Origin of the sequence: Prevotella veroralis DSM 19559 = JCM 6290 (assembly GCF_000377625.1) — a bacterium.
GTDB lineage: Bacteria > Bacteroidota > Bacteroidia > Bacteroidales > Bacteroidaceae > Prevotella > Prevotella veroralis.
The window spans coordinates 503,959-528,568 of record NZ_KB898325.1; the positions used below are offsets into that span (position 1 = coordinate 503,959).

Consider the following 24,610-nt stretch of genomic DNA (forward strand, 5'->3'; position numbering starts at 1 on the left):
TATGCAAAGATATTATCCGATATTGATCGTCTTTCTGTTTAGTGTGACACTCATGATAACAGGCTGTTATCATAAGAAGACACCCTCTTCCTTCCGATTACCAGATAGTATTCAAGAGGCACAGATTACGCGTAAGCTAGAAGCAGGAGGCGACTCTCTTTCAAAGCAGAAAGATAGTACGCAGGATGATTGGCAAGGCTCTATAAGTGGGGCTGACTCGCTTTCTTTCCGTGTAAAGCACCACTATTCACAAGGCTTTAACTTTGTGGTTAGCTCTGATTCACTTATGCTTATACGCCAACAACCAGAAGAAGCCGTGAGCCATCGTTTGAAGACTGATTCGTTTTCCGTGCATGAGGGAAAGGGTATTGTCGTGGTAGATATTCGTATTCTTCCTGATGATAAAAATGATTCTGTATGGGTACAGATAGCGACTGAAGATTATGCCTTTGGTTGGATTCACGAAGGACGTTTGTTGAAGCAGGTGATACCTGATGATCCTATTTCCCAGTTCATCTCCACCTTCTCCAACATCCACTTACTCATCTTTATGATTATTATTTCTATCATAGGCGTGGGCTATTTGGCACGTAAGATATTAAAGCGTAATGCGCATATTGTTCACTTCAATGACATCAATTCATTCTATCCAACATTGTTAGCAGTAGTAGTGGCATTATCAGCGGCATTCTATGCAAGCATACAACTTTTCACGCCAGAAACGTGGAAGGAGTTCTATTTCCATCCTTCTCTCAATCCCTTCTCTCAACCCCTATTGCTCAATATCTTCTTATGTTTAGTATGGGCAATGTTGATCATCGCCATAGCTACTATAGATGATGTGCGCCGTTTATTGAAGTCGAGCGATACCATACTCTATCTTAGTGGATTAGCCGCCGTATGTGCCGTTAATTATATCATCTTCTCCGTTCTCACCTTATATTATATAGGCTATTTCCTATTTGTCGTTTATATCTATTATGCCTTTTGGACGTATTTACGAAAGAGTAGTGAGACTTATTATTGTGGGAATTGCGGGACGCGCTTACACCGTAAGGGGCGTTGTCCGCATTGTGGTGCGATGAATGAATAGGTTATCCTAATAAATTAGGATTGCGTGGTATGTATATTCTATCTACCTTTGCAGAGTGAAATAATACTTAAACATAAGAAAACGAAAAGATATGTTTAAATGCCAGTTTAGCTTAGCTTTGTTGATGGCAACAGGCTTGTCAGTAGGAGTCCATGCTGATAATATCATAGCAATAGGTGATACCTCTCGGGTTTATGATATTGATGAGGTATTGGTAATCAATCAGCCCAAAGAGATTTATCGACTCCGCCAACAGCCTTTGAGTAGTACGTCTTTCGATGGAAGCCAACTCCAGCAATTAAATGTGCAGGACACCCGCCATCTATCTACCTTTGTTCCGTCATTCATTATGCCAGAATATGGAAGTCGTTACACTTCCTCTATTTATATGCGTGGTATCGGCTCACGGGTGAACTCGCCAGCTGTGGGTATTTATGTTGATGGAATGCCAATATTGAATAAGAGTGCTTTTAACTTCCACACTTATGATATTGATCGTGTCGACGTATTGCATGGTTCTCAAGGAACGCTTTACGGAATGAATACCGAAGGCGGACTCATTCGTATGTACAGTCGTAACCCATTCCAGTATCAGGGCACAGATGTTAAGCTCTCGCTTGGCACAAGGCTATTGCGCAAGGTGGAACTGAGCCATTATCAGAAGCTCGATGACAAGCGTGCCTTCTCTTTATCAGCTTTCTATGGTGGACAGAATGGGCTTTTCCGAAACCAATTTGACGGAAGTCGTGCCGACCTTATCAATGAGTTCGGAGGCAAGGGGCACTTCATGTGGAAAGCATCAGACAGATGGATGTTTGATTGGATAGCCGACTATCAATACACGCACCAGAATGGGTTCCCTTACGGACAACTCGTGACTAAGGAGGAAATTGCATCTGCACCCCTTACCTCGCCCTTATATGCTCTGAAAGCTGGCACACAAATGCCCAATCAGAACAGACAGAGTTATTATCGACGTAACATATTGAATACAGGAATGGGAATCAAGTATGCTGGCAATGGATTTGACGTGAATAGCATGACTTCCTGGCAATTCCTCCATGACAATATGCTAATGGATATTGATTATCTCCCACAAGATTTCCTCCATCTTACCCAGCGTCAGCATGGTAACACACTCACGGAGGAACTATCAGTTAAGAGTAACAGATCAGGCAGATGGCAATGGACTTTCGGTGTCTTTGGGTCATATCAGTGGCTGAAGACAATGGCGCCTATCTACTTCGATAAGGATATGAATACAGCCCTGTCAAAGAAGATAACGGACTATGCTTATAACGGGATGTTGAATGCTATGGCGCGTGGTATGGTTCCGAGCTTCGTGGCACGTGGTATGTCTGAGGAAGCGGCTCTAAAAGCGGCTCGCACACTCGTAGCTGCGAATATTGCACGTGCAGGAGGTGTTTCCATTAATATGACAATGGAACCTGTCCCAGGACTTTTCCGTACACCAACATTTAACTTTGGTGTCTATCATGAGAGTAATATCGACCTCACCAATCGCCTAAGAGCGACACTCGGCTTGCGCTATGACTATTCGCATGTGGCGATAGACTATGCGACTTCAGCTCGTGTCGTATTGCAAGAGCACGTGTTAGGCGTGAATATTAATCCTGTAATCACATCAACGTTGAAGCACCATGAAGGCAATCACTTCAAACAATTACTACCAAAGGTTGGTCTTACTTATCGTTTCGATGACGGGAGTAACCTATATGCCACATGGTCTAAGGGCTATCGTGCTGGCGGATATAATTTCCAAATGTTCTCTGATATATTACAGGCTGAGACATCACAAGCCGCACAAAAGGCACGTGCCAATGTGGATATTCAACATGATGAGGCTTATTATAAGCGAATCGCTAAGACGATAGAATATAAGCCTGAGACTAGCTGGAACTATGAGATAGGTGCTCACCTCAACCTCTTGGGTCATCAAATTCATCTTGACCTAGCTGCTTATTATATGCAAATCCGTAATCAACAACTCTCTGTAATGGCTGGTAATTATGGTTTCGGACGTGTAATGACAAACGCAGGTCGTAGTCATTCGTGCGGCTTAGAGGCGACACTTCGAGGTGGAGCACTTGATAATCGTTTGTCTTATGCCCTTAGTTATGGCTTTACAAGTGCCCAGTTCGACGAGTATTCCGATTCTATCGCTGGTACCAATAAGGTGAATTACAAAGATAAGAAAGTGCCTTTCGTCCCACAACATACATTGGGCGCAAGTGCTGACTATCGTATTGACGTTGACCCAGCCGCCTTGCTAGATCCTTCTAACAACTTCCATTTGCGTAGTGTGACTCTTGGTTTGAACCTTTCTGCACAAGGTAAGACCTACTGGGATGAGCAGAATACTATTAGTCAGAACTTCTATGCCGTCTTGGGCGCACATGCTGATGCCGACTTCGGGCAATTACATATCAATTTATGGGTACGCAATCTAACGGATACGAAGTATAACACGTTTGCTGTACAAAGTGCTGCTACGGGTAATAAACTCACCTTTGCTCAGCGCGGAACGCCATTCCAGTTAGGTGTTGACCTTAGTTATCGGTTCTAAGGAAGGGGGCAAGTTGATGGAGCGAAGGCTTGTCCGATACTAAACAGCTCGTGAATATCAATAAATACGGAGGTACGTTTTAGCAAAAACGTACCTCCGTTTCGGTTAAAACAGAGGTACGTTCTTAGTGAAAGCACTTATCCCAATATGAGAAGCCATGATTTGATAAAGGGAAGGGGATGCCTTGGAGGGGAATATATCTCCTCTGCCTCTTATCGTATCAAGCAGTATCATCAGGGTGATACTGGAATATCATTAGGGTGATACTGGAATATCATTGGGGTGATACTGGAGTATCATTAGGATGATACTAGAGTTCCATTAGGGTAAAACTAGAATAGAACGTATAGGTCACGGAAATACATGCGTGTTAGGGAGTGTTGACACATAGGTGTTATTCGCTTATATCATACGACTACAAAAGACACCCTTTATTTCCTCCTATCATCTATCCCATCAGATACAATGCCTCAATGTAGGGACAGACGCCCTCGTCTGTCCGCCTCACAATTCGGATGTAATACGAAACTCCATTCTTCTATATAGAAAGTTGAACATAAAAGGTAGGACAGACGGAGGCGTCTGTCCTACTTTTCGAACGCACTTCCAATTGGTGAATGCGTTTCTCTGATACTAAGTAACCGATTATCTCAGAAACAAGATAGAATATAATGGCAATTACCCAACCAGCTCCTTTCTAATATTATCGCACTTTACTCCCATTTAAGCGAACGCTGAACGATGTCCCTTTCTCCGTACTGATAAACTCTGGGGCGTATGCACATTGAGCCGTGACAGTGCCCGTGGTATAAGTTCCTGAACGATCAAGATAATACTCCTGTTCTATCACATGCACGCCCTTTGGTAACATTCCGATAAACAAGTTAGTGCGATTATCTTTGACATCCAAATAATAAGAACAATCTCTACCATAACGATACCCACTCGTCTTATCAACAGGTTCCATACAAGCGGCACGCTTATCAATAATTTGTACAAAATCGAGATCACGCGTACTAGTAAGCGTTATGCGCACTTTCACATGACTCCCCACCTGTAAAGCCCCAGCTTGTAAGGGGATGATTTCTCGCTTGACCTGCAATTCGCCCTTCTGGGCTTTTAGATCCTTGACGGATTGAATGGATTGAAAATAAAGGGCTCCAAAGCTGATATGAGTAGGTGAAAAAGATTGAGAATCAGACGTTAATTTTGTTTCATTATATTTATCATTCAACCACAATCGTCCCTCACCTGACAAAGACACATCTCTTATTCCTTTCAATTTATCAGCACTGAAAATATGAGTTTCTGTATCTCTAAATGTATGAGCATCTGTAAGATATTTTCCATTCAAGAAAGCGTAGATTGCATTCGCACTATTTATGGTCGTCAACCAGTATTGTGTTCGCTTCTCCTGCAAGAGCCATTGTTTCATTTGGGCAATCGTAAGACGATCTTCTGGCGTTATCATTTGTAGGGCTTCAAGAGCCGACACGTGGGATGGAATCTTGTAATCAAGCCATGAATACCCAGCACGCTGACTATCATAATAACGCCCTTTGAGTTGGTCATAAACCGTGTATTGCTTCAACGTCTCTACGAGCTGGCGGGCTTCTTTTTGTTCACCATAGTGATAAAGAAGGATGGCTGATTGTGCCAACGAATAGATATCATACGTGGAGGCGTTTTTCTTTAAACTTCGTATAAGTTCTTTACCATGTTTTGTGAGCGTCTCCTTTGCGCCTCGCCCATCTAATGCGCGTAGGTAAAGTTCCTCTAAGTCGGTCTTTCCCTGTGCTAAATAATGAAAACCTTTCTCCATCATCTCATCAATAGCTCGCTGGTGCCCAATCATAGCGTTAAGGCGAATAAGGAGTTCCATGACGGTCTCAGTGACCCACCGATTGCCCGACATTCCCTTAAACCAAGCCCATGAGCCATCTGCTTGTTGGAGTTCACGCAATCGTTCTGTCAAGTCTTTCTCATATTCCGACATCTTTGCTTCGTTTAGGAAATCAACTAAAGCCAACTTCTGTTCGGTTTCTTTTTTTGCCGTCAAAGTCCATGGTGTTTCTTGTAAAGACAGGGATTTTAATTCTTCATTTTTTTCAAGATTTGATGTAAGATGTTTTCTTTCCATACTATCTCTCACCTCAAACAAACTTGGATGAGCCTTTGCCAATTCATGCCCCAGCCTTGTGGTATAATACGCCATAGCCTGACAGATCGCACATCCATCCACAGGATGAGTATAAGCGTGTAAGGCATCAATAATCATTGTCTCGGGGTGTTTCGTATATTCCACCCGCAGGCAAGGATAGATACCCCTATGCTCACCATTTGTCGGGAAAAGCTGATGGGGATGGAATGTCAGTTTTTCATTACCGACAAGTGTAAAAGGAATTGCTTGTGTAATGAGTTCTTTATTATCTAACACAGGGAGATAATGCTGTTCGCCATCACTCACTTTTCCATCTGTCACTATGACTTTGCATACGAGCAAGGAGGGCGTATTATTCATTGCTGGGGTATAAGAAAATTTTACCACCTGCGTACTATCACTCTTCAGTTGGAAGGCTTGTGTCTCTGTATGGATGATTTTCTCATTCTCTGCATCGAGGAGGATAAGTGTGGCCTTTCCATCTATATTTTTATCCGTCACGTTAAATATTTTCGCACTCATACTCGCCTTATCTCCTAATCGAATGAATCGAGGGAGGTTCGTTTGAACCATCAGGTGTTTACGAGCCAATATCGATGAGCGAATCAATCCAAATTTCATGTCTTGGGTATGCGCCAAACCCATGAATTGCCAAGAGGTTACGCTCTCTGGTAAGGTGAAATTGAGCGTAACATTCCCCTCTGTATCACTCAGCAGATTAGGATAGAAGAAGGCTAGTTCCGTAAAATTCTTTCTTATCGGAAGGTTGGTCAAATGTTGTAATTCTTCAGGGGAAAGTGTCAAAGAGGAACTTGTCTTTTCTTCTGGGATATACATAGGAGAAGTAGGGGCACGTGAGCCATAAAGGGAAGAAACATTCTTTACAACGATCACACTTCCTGTCAAAGATTCTTTCTTCACAGAGCCATAACCTGTAACGACTACCTCCTGGAGTTGATCACTGTTTTCTTTCATGGTCATATCCAATCGTGAACCATAGACCTTACGCACAACACTCTGCATGCCAATGTATGAGAACTGGAGCGTCTCGCCATAGTGCACCTTCAATCGGTAATGCCCGTCAATGTCGGTCACTGTTCCTAATCCACTTCTCTCGCATGACATGACATTCGCCCCTATGATGGGTTCTCCATCTTCACCAACAACCTTACCTTCAACGATAAGTTTTGCGCCTCCAGCTAGCCCCATATCTAAGGAAGGATAATCGTAAGTGATTGAGGGTGAGTGAGAATAAATGCTCATGTAATGGTGTAATAGCTTGTCCATCCCTAACCATTCGGCACGAACCTCGGTCAGTCGATCGCCCAATGAAAACTTCCATTGATTCTCGGCAATCCCATCTAAAGCCCTGTCATAGAGTGTCGCCATTAACTGGGCACGCACAGGATGACCATCGGGGGTAGAAACCTTCAACCTCCATGTTTCTTTATCTCCTGGCACGAGTCTATCACGGAAAGTGGTCCATGAGAGATTCAAATTTTTATCATCGAGCCGACGATTAATCGTTTGATAAAAACTAAGGAATTGCCCATCTACATAGTAAGCATAACAAATGGTAATACCATCCCCATATTCTGGACGATAAGTAAATGTGCGATTGACGATGGTATCGCTCAATTCTAACGTTCCATTTTCTAATGTTTTTTCAGAGGTAAAAATGGAATAAAGCACGTGGATATTTCTCTTGCTCGTGCCGAAATAAACTTTTACAGAGGAGTTATCACCTTCTCCAAAATCAGAGCCTGTGGCATAGAACCACCCATTCATCTCTTCACACGGATGCTTATCATTTTCATCGAAGAGAATGAACGAATAACGAGCCGTATCACCCTCACAAGTCGCTATGAGCTCATTCCAACCTTTCTTTACATTTGTAGGCAAAGGTAGGGTGATAACACCGACAGAATGGTTTTCTGGTTTGTCTGAAGTTTTCTCACTGGTCTCACAAGATTGAACCTCACTTTCATAGCCTTTCAACCAATACTTAACTCGACCTTTCTGTAATACTCCACACCTGTTTGTAAGCAAGAAACAGAGTTGGGGCAAGTGATGAAGTTCTACTCGATAATCGCCATCTGATTGAATCGTTAGATGAGCCCGTTTGTCATCGGCATAGACAGTATAATTAAACGTCTGTTGTTCACCAGTACCATCAGTAAGCGTACCATTGATTGAGAAGAAATTACGTGACACACCTGTCCTTACCGAACTATCGAGTTTCATTGGAATCAAGAATTGCCCTCTGTTATCAGTAAAGAGTGTATCTGGCTTTGTATCAGACAGATAGGTTCTATTTATGACCACCCTCGCACGTCTTACAGGTTCGCCCATCAGATTTTGAGCCTTACCTTCTAGCGTGATACTATCGCCTAAAGCATAGCGCATTGTTGGTTTGGAAATCTCAATGGTGAATGTGGGGCGTTTGTATTCTTCCACACGGAAGTAAGCCACATTCCACCCTACTCCTATCGTATAAGCGCCATTGAGCGTTTTATTAGGTAAGGTAAAGGAGGTGTGTGCCGTGCCATAATCATCCGTAAAAATACTGACAGAATCGAGAATTTCTCCTTGTGGATTACGCAAGTATAGTTTTGTAAGTGCATTACTCCAAGCCTTTGTTTTTGTATGATTTATTTGATGACGAATAACCCCCACGTGGACAATCTGACCAGGACGATAGACTCCTCTGTCAAGAAAAATATTCATGCGTGTGGTATCTGCTTTGTCAAGATTATAATCACTCAACTGGTTCACATCAATGGGAGGAAGATGAGCGCCCTCTGGCGTAATAACATATAAGGAGGTGGAATCTTCATAATCATAGAGACGTAATTCGCCCTGATCATTCACAGCTATCGGTTTACCCTTATCCAACTGGATAGAAGCATTGCGAATGGGTTGACTGTCTTTTGCTCGCACGATTGCCAAACGAAGTGTATCACCAGCTTGTGGAAGGCTCATTAATCGAATGTCACTAACGAAAAACATTGTTCGCTCACCTATCGTCTTAGGATAAGTCTTCAATTCAAGAAGATACATACCAGCCTTGAATTTTGGTAATTTAATTTCATCTCGATACTGGCGTAAACGATTGGTATTTGTTAAATTATATGTCTGTGAAAAGCATTTCCTACTATGTATCGTTTCGTGCTCCACCATATCGTCTATATCATTGTCTTCCCAATTAAGATTTTTCTCTTTAATTTTTCGTACAATTACTTTTACATTGTTTACATTCTTATACGCCAACGTAAGACTAATCTCTTCATCAGTTGACCAAAGTGAGCGTTCTTGGGAAAGAGATAGAGAGGAACGTGTCATATCAGACACCATTTGTCGAAGAATATTGACACGAGGATAAGAAGTCCACTGACAAATGGCTCGCTCGGCATTAGCCAGTAAAACACTATCATTCACAAGCGCGTATTCTCGCTGGAGCTGACAAAAAAGGATTGACGCCTCAGCCCCCTCCTTAATGTCATGAAAAGCCTGTGCAAGAGAATCTAACTGATGAAGATAATTTGACTTTAAAAGACTGGCTTTATCCGTTGGTGCATTTTGTTTTAATCTCTCTAGGGCTGTAAAAAAGGTGGCTGGTCGATTACCCACACGCGAATAATAAGAATTGAGCGTGGAGAAATCACCCAAAGTATAGCCTATTATATGCAAGAGATCATAATGAAAATACTTGTCAATCGTGTTCCCCTTTGTTTTCACACGTGTGTGCGCCAAGAGTTCAGGGTGAGCCAAAGCAAGTTGAGCATACGCTTGCCCATCAGGACTATCACTTTGCCCCAATGCACAAAGTAATGTACTATAAATGGAGGAGAGTACGGGCTCATTCTTACGCACAAATGCTTCACGTTTTTTCAATCGTTCAGCATAAGGCAAGAGACTATCTGGAGCCCAATTCATCGTCACCATACGGCGTTCAACGCCAGCATTCAGAAGGATGTCATATCGTTTTTCTTGTTCAGCTTTTAGCATTAGATCGTCATACGCTCGTATTGCATCCTGTGGTTTACTTTGTGCAATACTTTGCGCATTATCCCACATTTGTTCAATCTTCTGTGCTCTTAGACCGAGAGAAAAGAACATCAAAAGGGGAATCAATAAACTTATAATCTTTCTCATCTTATGGTTATTTGAGTAAATAAAATTTCAATGTTGGAATACGAAGAAAGAATGACGTTTTTAGACAGAATGACAAAAGAACATATTGTTTATTGACAGATTATAATTTTAGACAGAATGACAAAAGAACATATTTTATAACAGATTTTGAAACACAAAACTTGAAGCATTGAACTTTAAAGGTCAATGATACAAATGCAAAGGTAATTGATATAATGCTTTAAAAGCAATGTTCCAAGTTCAATGATTAAAAGGTCAAAAAGCTCAATGGTCTATTGCTCGTATTTCAATAGATATGCGATGTTAGCCTTCTCAAACTTATTCAATTCTCGTGGACTAACCTCATTCTTCGTTGGGCGATACCATGATTGAGAAAGGAAATATCTACGAAGACGAGCGTCTTGGAATCGACGACCATGACGCGCATAAATAGAGTTCTTCAATACTCTTATCTGACCACAATCAAGATACGCAATGTCATTATAAGTAACATAACGCAAAGACAAATAATCGTATTGCGTTCCCCACACAACACCTGGTTGATAATTACGATAGGTTGTTGTGCGTCTCGGAATAGATGGTATCTGAGCCATTGCGCTTAATGATAACAAACAGAAGGATACCATGAAGAATACTTTTCTAAATAATTTTGCGTTCATAATTACGTTTATTTTGATGACTGCACAAATATAAATATTTTATTTGAAAATAACAAGTAAACGGGTGAATAAGTAAACGAGTGGACAAGTGAATGGGTTAACAAGTAAATGAGTTAACAAGTGAACGGGTGGACAAGTAAACGCATCAGTGGGCAAATCATAGTAATAACTCGTAAACCCGTCAACTTGTCAACTTATCAACTTATCAACTTGTCAACTCGAATACTTGCTTACTTACATTATTAATCGTATCTTTGCGGATATAAACACCTAACACCTATGTAAAATGAAACAGAACTTAAAGAATGTAATGATTGCCGCAGGGCTTGTTTGTACGACTCTTACAGGGCAAGCACAAACGTCGAAGGGGCATAGTGCACAGATTGTTAGTAATTCACTTATGAAACAGAGTACATTACCTTTCAATGCCCCTGATTTCAGTAAAATCAAGGGGAATGATTATCTTCCAGCCATTCGCATGGCGATTGATGAACAGAGGGAAGAGATAAAAAAAATTACAGATAATAAGCAAAAGCCAACCTTCACTAACACCATATTGGCTTATGAACGAAGTGGAAAGAACCTAGAGCGTATATCAAATATTTTCTATGCGTTGGTATCAGCTGATAAGACACCAGAAATTGAGAAGGCGCAAGGAACCATCGTTCCACTGATGACCGACTTTGAGAATGAGATTAAATTTAATCAGAAGTTCTTTCAACGTGTGAAATATGTTTACGACCATGAGTACACAAAGCTCACGGGAGAAGATAAGAAACTACTGGAAGTGGTTTATAAAAGTTTTACTCATGCGGGGGCTTTACTTCCAAAAGAGAAGATGGCTCGTATGCAGGAGATTAATAAGGAGTTAGCCACACTCCAACAAGAGTTTGGTGATATGTTACCCAAAGCTGGAAACGAAGCCACTGTATGGGTCAACGATATCAAAGAACTATCAGGATTGAGCGAGGCTGATATAGCCCAATGCAAGAAGGATGCAGAGAGTCGTGGAGGAAAAGCGCCTTATTGTATTGTAATTACAAATACCACCCAACAACCAATCCTTGCTAGTCTTGATAATCGTAATCTGCGTGAGCGTGTTTATAATGCGTCTATCCATCGCACGGATGGCACAGGGGCTTACAACACATTCCCTATCATTGTAAAGATTGCTCGCTTGCGTGCAGAGAAGGCTCAACTGATGGGTTATAAGAATTATGCGTCTTATTCGTTGGAGAATACGATGGCGAAAAATACAGACAATGTATATGCTTTTCTTCGTCAGATGATTGAGGCTTATCAACCAAAGTCAGAGGCGCAAACAAAGGCGATTGAAGAGTATATGAATAGACAAGTGAACAAGTTGACAGGTGAACAAGTAGACAAGTTGACAAGTGAGCAAGTAAACAAGTCAACAAGTGGACAAGTTAATGCAAGTAACTCGTCAACTATTAAACCTATCAACTCGTCAATTTCTCTCCAACCTTATGATCGCTTCTATTATTCGGCAAAGATGAAGAAGGACCAGTATAGCTTTTCAGATGATGACGTGAAGCCTTACTTCAACCTTGATTCAGTCCTTGTGAATGGTATCTTCTATGCCGCTCATCGTGTCTATGGTCTTAGCTTCCGTGAACGCAAGGATATCCCTACTTATAACAAGGATATGAAAGTGTTTGACGTGCTTGATGCTGATGGCAAGCAATTAGCTTTATTCTATTGCGATTACTTCCGTCGTCCAACAAAACGAGGTGGTGCATGGATGAGTGCTTTCCTCAAACAAAGTTCAGATAGAAATCAAATACCATTAATATATAATGTATGTAACTTTGCCAAAGCACCTGAGGGTCAACCAACGCTTTTAACGTGGGATGAGACTCAAACAATGTTCCACGAATTTGGACACGCTTTGCATGGTATGCTTTCTAATTGTAAATATAATACATTGAGTGGCACGGCCGTGTCACGTGATTTCGTTGAAATGCCATCACAATTCAATGAGTCGTTCGCCAGCATTCCAGAAGTATTCAATCACTATGCACGCCATTACAAAACCAACGAACCAATGCCTGATGCTTTGCGTGAGAAGATGCTCGGTTCGCTCAATTTCCTTTCAGCTTATTCATTGGGTGAAAATCTTGCAGCTACTTGCTTAGACATGGCGTGGCATTGCCTCTCACCTTCTGATGTTCCAACGGCTCAAGAAGCACCAGAATTTGAAAAGAAGGTATTGTCAGAAATTGGTCTACTGAACAATCAAATCCCACCACGCTATTCCACTTCTTACTTCAACCATATCTGGGGTGGAGGCTATGCGGCTGGTTATTATAGCTATCTATGGAGTGAGGTCTTAGCAGTAAATATTGCTGACTATTTTGCTGAACATGGAGCATTGACACGCAAGGTGGGTGATGACTTCCGACAGAAGATTCTCTCACGTGGAAACACTCGAGATCTAATGACAATCTTCTCCGATTTCACAGGTCTGAAAGCACCTAACACAAAGGCTTTATTGAAGGCAAGGGGGATGTAAAAGTCTCCCTCAACCACCTCCATCAGTAATTCTGTGTCATCGAACTCGATAAGCGTCGCAAATGCGTGGGATTGAGCATGAAGAATATTAAACAAATAGAATATGAATCAGACAAAGAAAATCCTTGCCTACTTAGGTTGTATCGCGTTTACCATCTTGGGCGTATGGCTTCTTACCATAGAAAACCCCACCACAACTTATCCACTATGGACAATAAGAGTTGCTGGCATCCTCTCCATCATCTTCTTTGGTGGCGGCGGTTTGTTTATGGCTTATAAAAAGGTAAAACTTCTCATAAACCATAAGAAAGAAATAGAATTTACCGATAGAGGTATCTCTATCTGCGGAGCTGAGGAAATATTATGGAACGAGATTGCCGACTTCTCCCTAATACGTTTTAAAGGTAACAGGTTGATAACCATCCAGATGAAAGACTCTGAAAAGGTTATCGCAAACGAATCTTCATGGATAAAACGTAAGACTATGGAGTATAACCTCAAGACTATCAACGCCCTCTACTCCTTCCCTGCCTATATGCTGGATGGACAAGCTGAAGAAGCACTTGCATTATGCAAACAGAAGTTAAAAAACATAAATAATATAACAAATAACACTATTTCAAGCCCTCCTCCCTTTGGGAGGAGCTGGAGGTGGGTATCAGCTATGCATGACATTATAAGAAGTTTTATAGGCTTAACATTGGTTCATATAGGTGCTGCACTTCGCTTCATCTATCATCGCTTTATTATCAGAGACAAATATAGTTATCATTCTCTGATAACAGAATCGCCAGTGTTTGATTGCTCCAAAAAATCATACAAAGAACAATTTGAGAAATGGAAACAGAGACAAATTCAACGTAATCAAGCATACGATATAGACCTGAATGAGGAACAACAACAAACACTCGAAATGTTACTCAAAGAAGGTAGAAGTAAGAAAGAGATAATACAAGGTATGATTGAAACTGGCGAATTAAAGCTAATAGATATTGACATTTACCCTCGTAATCCCGAGTACTTCTCCAATCGTGTCCTTGATGGTATCATTGGCTTATGCTTCCTTATCATATTAATCCTCATCATTCACTACATCTAACTCAAAAGAATATGAGCGACAATCTCTTACTTTATATCAGCTCTATTATCTGTGTACTCCTCACGATCTATCAGATATTCAATCGCCAGAAAAGAGCAGGTATCTTATCAGCTATTGTATTATTAGGTTACTCTCTCCCACTCTATTATCTCTTCTTCTTTCGTTCAGAATATGGGGCAGGTCTCACATGGTGGTTTTATCTTCTTGTGCTTAACCTCATATACATGCTGTCAACAGCAATACACCTCATTTTTAAGTATATCAAGGGAAGATATATCTCCTCCCTTTAAAATAATCAATGAAATCTATGGGAATGTTTTTTGTTCTTATTTGCTGGGCAATCGTTCTTATAATCCTATCCCTCATATTAGGACTGATAACGTTACCTTTCTCTTACTTCCTTTGCAAAAGACAAAGGAAGAGGAAGATGGTTCTATCATTCCTCACACCAGGAGTATTTATTGGGATATACGCTGTAAGTAGTTTTGTGTGTATGATTATCATTGCTATCATTCTTGGTTCTGACATTGGTATCGGTGATAGCTGATCTATCCCACTAAAGAATGGTTATGAACTTACCTCCGTTGATACACCCGAGTATGCTAACATCAATAGTAGAAACGATCCGTTGAAAGAAAATCTCATTGATGAGATTACACATATACAAGTGGTTGGAGACTCTGTCATAGGAAAAGAGGCTGATGGAAACTACTTCATTTTCAACCTACAAAATGGTGACAAGGAAGATAACCTAAGCTATCAAAATCTCACAATAAAAATGAAATCAAGACCCATTACACTCGTTAATAATAATACCTACTATTGGGAACAACGCAAAGTACCCTATATAATTGCGGGCATCTTTTGCCTTCTTATAACCATTTTAGCAATAAAAGCTCTTTGGCGAATAGGTCTAATTTACTAAGCTTTTATTTCATATATGTAACTTACCATTATTCCAACCCAAACCCTAAGACACATCAAAGAACTACACAAAATGTATCTATCTAGCCCTCCTCCCTTCGGGAGGAGCTGGAGGTGGGTATCCAAAAAGAGGATTCCTCCGCAGAAGAATCCTCATAATCGTTAGAAGTCACCAACCTCCCTACCCAGTCCCTGCCTTAGCAAAGACTTAGAGGCGGACTCTATTCTTTCCCTCCTTGAAAAAGCCAGACAAATAAATAGGAGTAAGCAATAACTCTCCCACTTCAGTATCTAGCCCTCCTCCCTTCGGGAGGAGCTGGAGGTGGGTCTTACTTTACCTTGTCAACAATAGCCTTGAAAGCTTCCTGATTGTTAACAGCGAGGTCAGCGAGCACCTTACGGTTGATCTCGATACCAGCCTTGTGCAATGCACCCATCAACTGGCTGTAGCTCATATCATAAAGACGAGCAGCAGCATTGATACGCTGAATCCACAATGCGCGGAAGTTACGCTTCTTGTTACGACGGTCACGATAAGCATAAGTCAAACCCTTCTCATAGGTATTCTTTGCTACCGTCCAAACATTTTTACGGGCACCATAGTAACCCTTAGTCTGCTTCAGAATTCTTGTTCTCTTTGCTTTTGAAGCAACATGATTGACTGATCTTGGCATAGTTTTTCTTTCCTTTTAATTTGTTTGACTAATGAATTAACGGAGATTGAGCAAGTCGCGTACCTGCTTCAAGTTTGTACCATCCACGAGCGTCTGGTGAACAAGATTTCTCTTCTGTTTCTTTGTCTTCTTAGTCAGAATGTGACTGTGGTAAGCGTGATGACGTTTAATCTTACCAGTACCGGTGAACGTGAATCTCTTCTTCGCGCCGGAATTTGTCTTCTGTTTTGGCATTTTTTTAAATTTTAAAATTGTTATTTATATTCATCTGTGGCAACGTATATACCAGGACGTTACGCACAGGGTGCCCATTTCGCCCCCCTCTTACCGAGGAGACAGCCCAACGGGCGTTAGTCAATATTCAATTTCTTCAATGCATCAGCACCATTCTTAGCGTTGGCAAACAAGCCGCCATCCGTCTTTGGCTCCTCGCTGACAGCTTCAGCACTTGCCTTCGCACCAGCCTCTGCCTCCTCACGGTCGCGCTTCTGCTGACTCTTCTTGGCAACACCTGCCTTCTTAGGTGCAAGATAGAGGAACATCTTCTTGCCCTCCAGCTTCGGAAGCTGCTCTACCTTTGCAAGCTCCTCAAGATCGTTAGCGAAACGAAGCAACAACACCTCGCCCTGCTCCTTAAACAAAATCGAACGACCACGGAAGAACACGTATGCGCGTACCTTATTACCTGCATTGAGGAACTCCTGCGCATGCTTGAGCTTAAACTTATAGTCATGCTCATCCGTCTGAGGACCAAAACGAATCTCCTTCACCTCCTGCTTCACCTGCTTCTGCTTCATCTCCTTCTGATGCTTCTTCTGCTGGTAGAGGAACTTAGAATAGTCGATGATACGACAAACCGGTGGCTGTGCGTTAGGAGAAATCTCCACAAGGTCAACTCCCTCTCTCTGAGCCAGTTCCAACGCTTTTCGCGTAGGCATAACCTCAGCTCCATTATCACTTACCACACGTACTTCCCGAACGCGAATCTGCTCATTCACGCGGTACTTCATTTTCATTTTGTCATTCTTCATTCAACTATTTTAAAGTGTTTAAATTCGCTAAACGCGTGCAAAGTTACTATTTTCCAACCGATTATCCAAGCGTTTTTACTTATATTTTGAAAAATAGAAGAACAAACAAGAACCAGCCTCACCCCCAACCCCTCTCCCAGTGGAGAGGGGAGTGAACAGCGTGTTATCCCTATATGTCAGATAATGCTTCGCAGTAATAAACACACAGAACAAGCAAAAAAGCAGGGGTATCTCGGCGCTTACTCCACTCGGAGAGGGGCTGGGGGTGAGGCTGGTGAGGCTTCTCTTCTACATACAGCTCGACATACCCAGCGTTGTAGCAATGGCAGTGAGCACAGAGATAATCACATTAAGGATTGTTTTCCACTTTTCGTTTTTCATACTTTTTGATTTTTTGAATTTATTAATTTTTTAACTTTTAACTTTGAATTATGAACTTTGAATTATGAACTTTGAATTATGAACTTTGAATTTTGAACTTTAGGGGTATCCCGCTAATCACTCCCCTCTCCACTCGGAGAGGGGTTGGGGGTGAGGCTGGTTGGGGCTGTGCTGGTTGTGAGGCTTTTTCTACCCTCCAACCACAGGTTCCTCGGAATGACCACCACCCTCTGGCTGCGTTTTCTCCTTCTCCCCCTTCTTACTCTCCTTGATAGACTTATCGTACTTATCGTACTCACGCAGGTGAACAGATTGCTTCAAACGAGCCGTCGTCAACGAACCAGACGCCCTTGCACGCAAGTGAGGTTTGTAAATATGCTTCGCAGGATTGAAGTCCGCCAACTTCTCTGCACCCTGACTGCGGATGCCTGCCGAGAAGATAGCCAAGTCGGGGATTTTCACTGCCACACCCTCCAGTACCAACTCACGGATGCAAGCCACCATATCGGTCAGCACACCAGCAATAGCACCCTTAGAATAAGGCGTGTTATGGGCAGACATATACTCCGCCAACTTCTCCAAATCGTAGGTCTGAGTGACCACCGCACGCGCATACCAATATCCCTTATGCTTACTGGTCTTGCGCTTGTCTTGATAAACTTTGTAATGAATCATAATATTGAGTTTTGGTTTAAAGTTTTGAATTGAACTATTAACAACTACGAATTTCTCTAATTACACGAACGCTTTATCTTTTGAGCTTTAAACTTTATGATTTGAACTATTAACTTTGAACTTTGAGGTTTGAATTTTAGACTTAGAATTATGTTTGACCTTACTAACGCTAATCTTTAACTCTAAGAACACTAATCTCTAAGCATAAGAGCACTAACATCTAAACTTCTTGGGGCTTATCTTTTTATTCACTCCCCTCTCCTTTTGGAGAGGGGTTGGGGGTGAGGTTGTAGGTCGGGTGGCTGTAGAGGGAGATGGGCTTTTCTTTTTCTGTTTGCAAAGGTAAGCAACAAAAAGAGGAAAAGCAAATAAATGTACTGTTAAAATATGCAAAACGCATTATAACCAACTAATATACAATGTGTTACAAAAAGCTAACCAGCTTATATAACAGGAATTAAAAGTTCAAAATTATGATTACTTCGAGTGGTAGAGTGGACGAGCTGTCAGCAAAGATGGTTCTGTGTGTTCTCTTGTACCTTTAGGTAACTCTGTGTAATCTCCTGGCAGTAAACGTCTGTGCACTCTGTGTTTAAGATTTCTGCACCGAAGTACTGGAACCCATTTTTGACACGAATTACAAAATTACAAATTACAAATTACATTAAGGTCCACGCAGGGTGCGGAGAGAGGATGAGTTCTGATAGTTTATTATAATATATAATATAATTATATTATAATAAAAATTTATAGATAATAATTTATAATTATTTTTATTATTATACTATCAATTTATTACTCACTATTCTCTCCTCCCCTTCCCCAACATTCCCCCACGACCTTAATGTGATTTGTAATTTGTAATTTTGTAATCAAGGATGAAACTGAAAATAGTGATTATCTTAATCTCATCATATAGAATCCTCTCAATCATCAGCAGTTAGAATTTACTCTACAACTATGCCCATCAAGGATGCAAAAGAAATATAAAAAAAGACAAGCAAAACTCTTGGAAATACGCAAAAAATTTTATACCTTTGTAAGGTCTTATCATAAAAACGAGACATAAATAGAAGACGAAACTTTAATCACTACCTCTAAGCAACTTTGTTAACCGCATGGGAGCATATAGAGAGGCAGGAGCTCATAAAGGGCTGTCGTTTCTATCAAAAAGAAGGACACGGAGCAAAGGATAATCTTCATACCAATATAAAAGATTATTGATTAATGAAAACTTATAGTTTCAAAAAAATTCTGGACTCAAGAGAAGCACAGCCAACTCTGAATGCTTTCTCAGGTAATTTAGGAATACTGGTTGACAATAGCAACCAGAAGGATGACGTAGACGTTCTCATCAGCCGCCTTAACCACGGCGATGCCAGCTACGTACATGAAAGTTGGCAAAAACTGACAGGAGGCTTCGACCTTGATACGATTGAACGAATTATCAACGGGATAGAGGATGACGCAATGCTTGATGCTATCGTAAGGATAATAAAATCAGAATACTTACGATTGGTAAAGCAAGGCAAGATAGAAGCAATCTCAAGGAAAAAAGATTATGTTAGTGGTCGGGGGATATGCGTATACGATGCATGTTTTGAGGAACTCATCAATGACTTCATAACACATCGGAAAGAAATAAAAGAAGCCTTGCAGAATGAAAAAGAGGAACGCGAAAAAGCTGCATCTTTCTTTAGTATATTCTACAATGAGGAAGACCGAAAAAAATCTGTTGCTCCTTTATCGCCAAACTTTCTGCCATCAGACAAGAAACTTGACGGACAAACGGGGAGGTTATGGGCTGAAAACATCGCAGAGAAGGCTATCAGCGAGGAACGACATGCCACCATCGTACAGCTGAGAGAAGAAGCGGGGAAACTCAAGCAATCTAATGCCCTACTTAAAAAGCAAATAAAAAAACTAAAGAAAAAGGACGCTCAAATGCTGAAGGAGAATAAGAAACACCTGCAGGAAATTGAGAACCTAAAGAAAATCAACAGCACACAAGAGGAGACGATAACGCAGCTGCGGCAAGATATTACTGACGCAATCTACAACTCCACAGATAGAATATGAAATGACAGAAGAGGAAAAGGAAGCCTTTGTAGCCCATTTCGATGACGCTGTCTACGAAGAAGTATTCTATGACGACAATATCAAAAAAATTGATGAGTTGGAGAATAAAAACAAAGAGTTGGAGGCTAAGATACAAAGGATAATAGAGGAGCAGGGGCAAAAATACATTAACATTGATGTCCTTATAAAGGGGTTGGGCAATCTTCCTGACACAAAAGAAAAACTGTCCTTCATAGAGAAGCTTGGCATTTATGTATTAGGAGATACGCCTTGTGTAAAGAGAATCCTCTCCCTTGCAAGAGAAATCAACAGGAACTTAAAGGAAATTCAAGCACGACAAGGACAAACCAATATATCAGCCGCCCAGCTTGTAATAGGCAACGGAACACAGAATATTACTAACGCCAACATGGCAACAAGAGCGGAATAATATATGAACAACGAGCATAAAGAGGCTTTGCAGCAGCTATTGCAGGGGGCTAACGTGAATATTCACCAGCTGGTCGTTGGCGACAGCACACAGACGATTGAGAACCTTATTATGGGCGATTGCACGCAGAACTACTATGGCAGCAGCCACGATGAGCCACGTCTTGCTCCTGACGATGAGGAGATAAAGCAGGCACTGACGGAACTTCTCGAAGCTAAGACTGACGAGGGGGAGAAGCTGATGAAGACGCAAAAACAGTGGTATGCCGTCTTCAGAGTGCTGAGCGAATACTGCAACTATCCCTGCAAAATGACCGACTTTGCAAAGGATATCAACAACAAAATGGGCTTCAAGGGAGCAGAACCTGCCTGCAGTTACGACTCTATCAAGAAAGTACCTAACGATTTGACCAACTTGCGTGCTAAGGTGAGCAAGTGGGAGACTTATAAGAGTAAGACTCCCGCCTACGCACAGCAGTGTATGGTTGCCGAATTCCTACTGAAAAGGCTAAATCTGCAATAGGTTTATTCCCCTTTTAATTCCCTTTTTCCCAATACTATTCCCCTTGTACGTTTTTTCGTGCAAGGGGCTTTTTTATGCGCTATCTTTGCATCAGCTAACGAAAGGAAGCCCCGTAGCAATGTCGCTGCGCACTATCCTCGGTAAGCAAAGAATTTATGGAAGATTTAGAAAACGTAGTTTTCAAGGTGAAGGCTTTACAGCCAGTAGTAAAAGGAATCAGCCAGCGTGATGGACAAGCTTGGCAACGTCGTGACGTGGTGCTGGAGGCAGAAGAGAATGTTGTCTACCCTGACGCATTAGTAGCCACGCTACACGGCAGTATGATTGAGAAGTTTACCCTTCAAGAGGGCGACCGCCTGAAGGTGAGCCTGCATTATGGCGTCCGTCAGTGGCAAGACCGCTGGTTCAACGACATCCGTATCATTAAGTTTGAGAGGGTATAGCCATCGGGAGGAATAAGAAAAGAACTATTCATCTGAGTGAAGTGAGCTGAAGAAAAGTCTCCGGAGAGTAAACGTGGCCACGTTTTTTCAGACGCTTCTTCCTCACTTAACGAAGAAAAAAAATGGAGAAAAAGATTAACAACGAGACTGCTTCTATTAAGAACATTAATGAAGTATTTTATGACAATATCTGTATAGACACACAGACTCTCTTTTATACAGATGGGCGTATCAAGTCCAAGCCCTGTCCTTGGGAAGACTCTGCAGTCGTGGCAGGCAGTGAGAAGAAACTCCAGGCATCGGTCTGTGTGCGCAAAGATGGTGAGACGTTTATCCGTCCTTACCGCAAGGGTACGGGTAGCCGCTATGAGAAACTCTTTGAGATTCCTTACGCTTGTGTCAAACAGACTTCTCATGACCTTATCGTCAATATCCGATTGCCCCGAAAACTCGGCATACGCCGCATCGTCACGATGATGAGCGAGATATTTGTAGCCGTGACAGCATTTGTAGGGGGATGTAAAAACGGCCTCACCCCCGCCCCCTCTCCGAATGGAGAGGGGAGTGATTAGCGAGATTTCCCTACACTTAGGATATCTTTTTTACCATATCTTTTCTCATTACTTATCTAATATATCGGGGTATCTCGGTTTTCACTCCCCTCTCCATTCGGAGAGGGGTTGGGGATGAGGCTGTTCGGGGGAGGTTTTGATGGGGCTCCTATTAAACTTTTATACAAAAAACTATGACACAAAACATTGCACTCAACACTTCACGCAACGGCAATAAGGGAGTAGTCAGAACGATGACTATCGAAGACTACGACAGACTCATTAGAGAGCCGTGGCTGAAGGAACTGATAAACGACATTCGTGCGCTATCAGCTGGCGACAAACAGGCTGACAAACTGAAGGCACAACTGCCGTGGCGATGCCCGCATTACACCGCCTTCAAGGATAATCACCGTAGGCAAGCAAATCTACTGCCTGAAGCGTTCACCTTTCAGACAACTTTCGATGTAGATGACGCATCGGTCGTAGAGAAAGCTATCACTGCAGCACGCGAACTTGATAGTAAGCCCGGACGTTGGAGCGGTAATCTGTTGCACATGGAATATTCTGCACGCAAGAAACTGCATATTGACTTCCGTCTTCCACTCGGTATAACTATAGAGGAGGCGCAAAAAGCTTATGGCGAGGCTATCGGTGTGCCGTATGACAAATCCTGCATCACACCCGAACGCTTTATTTATGTCACATCCATTGACGACGAAATCTATCGCTCGAAAGAATGGTATCAACCCCTCGATGATGACGACCATGAGATGTATGTAGCTGCTTTCCGAGGGCGTGGACTTACGGACGATGGGCGTACGCTTGCCTATCAAATGTCAACGGCAGAAGCTACACACACACCGAAAGAGGAACGCACGCACACGCAGCCTACGACCTGCACCGAAAAGCAGTTGCGCATCTTCGACCTCAGTCGTGAAGCTGCAGGCTTAAAGGATGTAGATATCAACCGCATAGGCTCACGCCACACCTCTCTGCAGGCTATCCTCTCCATTGCAGCCAGCCGACTGATGAGCGAGGAAGAACTCTTGGCAGTGGTGCAGCAGCGCATGCCTGAATATGCTAAAGAGCAGGATTGCCGTCAGCTTATCCACGATTTCTATGCGAAATATCACGACGACTCAAAGATTTTCAACGCAACCGTTCAACGTATCAATGCCCTTGCTGAACAGGAGGCAGGTGAAGGTGTCTCTAATCTTGAAACAGCCGTAACGAGTGGCTTAATGGGCAACCAGACCTTCTCCATACCCACACCGAAGGCAAAGCCCCAATATGTTGCAGACATCGAGAACGCCATCTTACGTCTGCCTGCACTAAAAGCAACCTTGGCAGGCGTTCCAGAAGGGATGAAGATACCCGTTCTCTGTGCTGTCATGCCTCTGGCAGCCGCATACGCCGACAGCGTAACGGTGGAATACTGCGACGGAAAGCGAATGCAGCTGGGACTTATGTCGGTCATCGTCGGTCCGCAAGTATCGGGCAAAAGTGAGTGTAAGGAAGCCCTCGACACATGGCTCGAAAAATGAACGAGGGCGACGAAAAGGCACGAAAGCAGGAAGACGAATGGAAGGAGAAACGCCGTAACCGAAAGGCTAACGAGAAGGCTCCCGAAGACCCAAGAGTGATGATACGCAACGTGCCAGTTACCATCTCGTGTTCTACCCTACTGAAACGTATGAAATATGCACAGGGTCACACGCTCTTCTCCTTTGGTGAGGAACTCGACACGCTACGAAAGACAAACGGTGCAGGCTCGTGGTCGCAGAAGTATGACATCTATCGCCTCGCCTTCGATAACGGACGGTGGGGACAAGATTATAACTCTGATCAGGCAGAGAGCGGAGTTGTTGACGTTGCCTATAATTGGACCATACTCGGCACATACGGTGCGCTGGCAAAATGCTTCCAAGGCGACAACGTGGAGAACGGACTTTCCTCACGCATCATCTTCTCCGAAATGCCCGACAACGCTTTTGCTCCTATGCCCCGCTTCCGAGGAATGATTGACAGGGATTCTGCTGCCATTCGTGAAGCCGTAGAAAAGCTGTGTGCTGCCAACGGATTCCTTGACACCCCCGATTGCGCAAACGAATTGCTAATTGGGTGGAAGAAAAACGTCTTGAGGCATCACGCACCTGGGACATTGTCAAAGACACCTATCGCAAACGTGCTGCCGTCATAGGCTTTCGCTGTGGCGTTGTCTATAGACTGATCGTCGAGAAAGAGTCGAACGCCTGCCTTGACTTTGCAGCAGCTATGGCTGAATATGTCTTACAAGCACAAATGCAAATCTTCGGAAATCCACTGCTTGCACAAATGGGTAAGACAATGGAGGGAAACGAGAGAAGAAGCAGAAACAAGAATATCCTTGAAGAATTGCCACAGACATTCACGCTCGACGACCTTAACCGACTGAAACCTGAGAATACGAACATCGGAACGCTGCGCGTTATGATTCATCGATGGAAGACGGACGGATGGATTGAGAAGGTGAAGGAAGGCGAATGGAAGAAGACTGTGACTGTATAACCCGAAGAAATTACATTATTACAATTACATATTACATTAAGGTCTAACCATATAATCACTACTG

The 24,610-nt window shown here is 42.4% G+C and carries 20 protein-coding genes and 1 pseudogene; 14 read left to right on the forward strand and 7 right to left on the reverse strand.

Annotation, left to right across the window (positions count from 1 at the left end):
- Window position 1 precedes the first annotated feature (1 nt).
- Window positions 2-1,093: a zinc ribbon domain-containing protein gene (locus tag D464_RS0102255; protein ID WP_018909959.1), complete on the forward strand. Its 1,092-nt coding sequence runs from the start codon at window positions 2-4 to the stop codon at window positions 1,091-1,093.
- 91 nt (window positions 1,094-1,184) lie between these two features.
- Window positions 1,185-3,680 carry a TonB-dependent receptor gene (locus tag D464_RS0102260; RefSeq protein WP_018909960.1) on the forward strand — a complete coding sequence of 832 codons (2,496 nt, stop codon included), beginning with the start codon at window positions 1,185-1,187 and terminating at the stop codon, window positions 3,678-3,680.
- A 703-nt stretch (window positions 3,681-4,383) separates the two neighbouring features.
- On the opposite strand, the gene D464_RS0102265 is transcribed toward D464_RS0102260, so the two are convergent.
- Complete coding sequence (locus D464_RS0102265; protein ID WP_244264083.1) at window positions 4,384-9,996, reverse strand: alpha-2-macroglobulin family protein; 5,613 nt, start codon at window positions 9,994-9,996, stop codon at window positions 4,384-4,386.
- Between the two features lie 272 nt (window positions 9,997-10,268).
- Window positions 10,269-10,655: a YARHG domain-containing protein gene (locus tag D464_RS0102270; protein ID WP_238309029.1), complete on the reverse strand. Its 387-nt coding sequence runs from the start codon at window positions 10,653-10,655 to the stop codon at window positions 10,269-10,271.
- 286 nt (window positions 10,656-10,941) lie between these two features.
- Here D464_RS0102270 and D464_RS0102275 point away from each other — a divergent pair, with 286 nt between their 5' ends.
- From D464_RS0102275 to D464_RS13870, 4 genes and pseudogenes are all read left to right on the forward strand, one after another.
- A complete protein-coding gene (locus D464_RS0102275; protein ID WP_018909963.1) occupies window positions 10,942-13,188 on the forward strand; it encodes a M3 family metallopeptidase in 2,247 nt (748 codons plus the stop codon).
- A 102-nt stretch (window positions 13,189-13,290) separates the two neighbouring features.
- A pseudogene (locus tag D464_RS14125) lies at window positions 13,291-13,773 on the forward strand (STM3941 family protein); the annotation flags it as partial.
- Window positions 13,774-14,297: 524 nt separating this feature from the next.
- Window positions 14,298-14,576, forward strand: coding sequence for a hypothetical protein (locus D464_RS0102290; RefSeq protein WP_018909965.1), 279 nt, complete (start codon window positions 14,298-14,300; stop codon window positions 14,574-14,576).
- A gap of 338 nt (window positions 14,577-14,914) precedes the next feature.
- Window positions 14,915-15,211: a hypothetical protein gene (locus D464_RS13870; RefSeq protein WP_018909967.1), complete on the forward strand. Its 297-nt coding sequence runs from the start codon at window positions 14,915-14,917 to the stop codon at window positions 15,209-15,211.
- 328 nt (window positions 15,212-15,539) lie between these two features.
- On the opposite strand, the gene rplT is transcribed toward D464_RS13870, so the two are convergent.
- From rplT to D464_RS0102315, 5 genes are all read right to left on the reverse strand, one after another.
- Window positions 15,540-15,884, reverse strand: a complete 345-nt coding sequence (gene rplT, locus D464_RS0102300; protein ID WP_004383393.1) for a 50S ribosomal protein L20 — start codon at window positions 15,882-15,884, stop codon at window positions 15,540-15,542.
- Between the two features lie 36 nt (window positions 15,885-15,920).
- Window positions 15,921-16,118 carry a 50S ribosomal protein L35 gene (gene rpmI / locus D464_RS0102305; RefSeq protein WP_004360280.1) on the reverse strand — a complete coding sequence of 66 codons (198 nt, stop codon included), beginning with the start codon at window positions 16,116-16,118 and terminating at the stop codon, window positions 15,921-15,923.
- 116 nt (window positions 16,119-16,234) lie between these two features.
- Entirely contained in the window at window positions 16,235-16,915 is a 681-nt protein-coding gene (gene infC, locus D464_RS0102310) for a translation initiation factor IF-3 (RefSeq protein WP_018909968.1), read from the reverse strand.
- Between the two features lie 288 nt (window positions 16,916-17,203).
- Window positions 17,204-17,296 carry a smalltalk protein gene (locus D464_RS13580; protein ID WP_154649573.1) on the reverse strand — a complete coding sequence of 31 codons (93 nt, stop codon included), beginning with the start codon at window positions 17,294-17,296 and terminating at the stop codon, window positions 17,204-17,206.
- 189 nt (window positions 17,297-17,485) lie between these two features.
- Complete coding sequence (locus tag D464_RS0102315; RefSeq protein ID WP_018909969.1) at window positions 17,486-17,971, reverse strand: HU family DNA-binding protein; 486 nt, start codon at window positions 17,969-17,971, stop codon at window positions 17,486-17,488.
- Between the two features lie 1,227 nt (window positions 17,972-19,198).
- Between D464_RS0102315 and D464_RS0102320 the strand changes: the two genes are divergently transcribed.
- From D464_RS0102320 to D464_RS13885, 8 genes are all read left to right on the forward strand, one after another.
- Window positions 19,199-20,050 carry a hypothetical protein gene (locus D464_RS0102320; RefSeq protein ID WP_018909970.1) on the forward strand — a complete coding sequence of 284 codons (852 nt, stop codon included), beginning with the start codon at window positions 19,199-19,201 and terminating at the stop codon, window positions 20,048-20,050.
- A 1-nt stretch (window position 20,051) separates the two neighbouring features.
- Entirely contained in the window at window positions 20,052-20,480 is a 429-nt protein-coding gene (locus tag D464_RS0102325) for a hypothetical protein (protein WP_018909971.1), read from the forward strand.
- Window positions 20,481-20,483: 3 nt separating this feature from the next.
- Window positions 20,484-21,002: a hypothetical protein gene (locus D464_RS0102330; protein WP_018909972.1), complete on the forward strand. Its 519-nt coding sequence runs from the start codon at window positions 20,484-20,486 to the stop codon at window positions 21,000-21,002.
- A 155-nt stretch (window positions 21,003-21,157) separates the two neighbouring features.
- A complete protein-coding gene (locus tag D464_RS0102335; RefSeq protein WP_004383405.1) occupies window positions 21,158-21,445 on the forward strand; it encodes a DUF3127 domain-containing protein in 288 nt (95 codons plus the stop codon).
- A gap of 122 nt (window positions 21,446-21,567) precedes the next feature.
- Window positions 21,568-22,017, forward strand: coding sequence for a hypothetical protein (locus D464_RS0102340; RefSeq protein WP_018909973.1), 450 nt, complete (start codon window positions 21,568-21,570; stop codon window positions 22,015-22,017).
- 173 nt (window positions 22,018-22,190) lie between these two features.
- Window positions 22,191-23,543: a hypothetical protein gene (locus D464_RS13875; protein WP_026284608.1), complete on the forward strand. Its 1,353-nt coding sequence runs from the start codon at window positions 22,191-22,193 to the stop codon at window positions 23,541-23,543.
- Window positions 23,528-24,199 (forward strand): DUF3987 domain-containing protein, encoded by a 672-nt coding sequence (locus D464_RS13880; RefSeq protein ID WP_024985939.1) that lies wholly within the window; start codon window positions 23,528-23,530, stop codon window positions 24,197-24,199. Before D464_RS13875 ends, D464_RS13880 begins: the two co-directional genes overlap by 16 nt.
- On the forward strand, window positions 24,121-24,546 hold the full coding sequence (locus D464_RS13885; RefSeq protein ID WP_238309145.1) for a hypothetical protein: 426 nt from the start codon (window positions 24,121-24,123) through the stop codon (window positions 24,544-24,546). Before D464_RS13880 ends, D464_RS13885 begins: the two co-directional genes overlap by 79 nt.
- The last annotated feature ends 64 nt before the right edge of the window (window positions 24,547-24,610 follow it).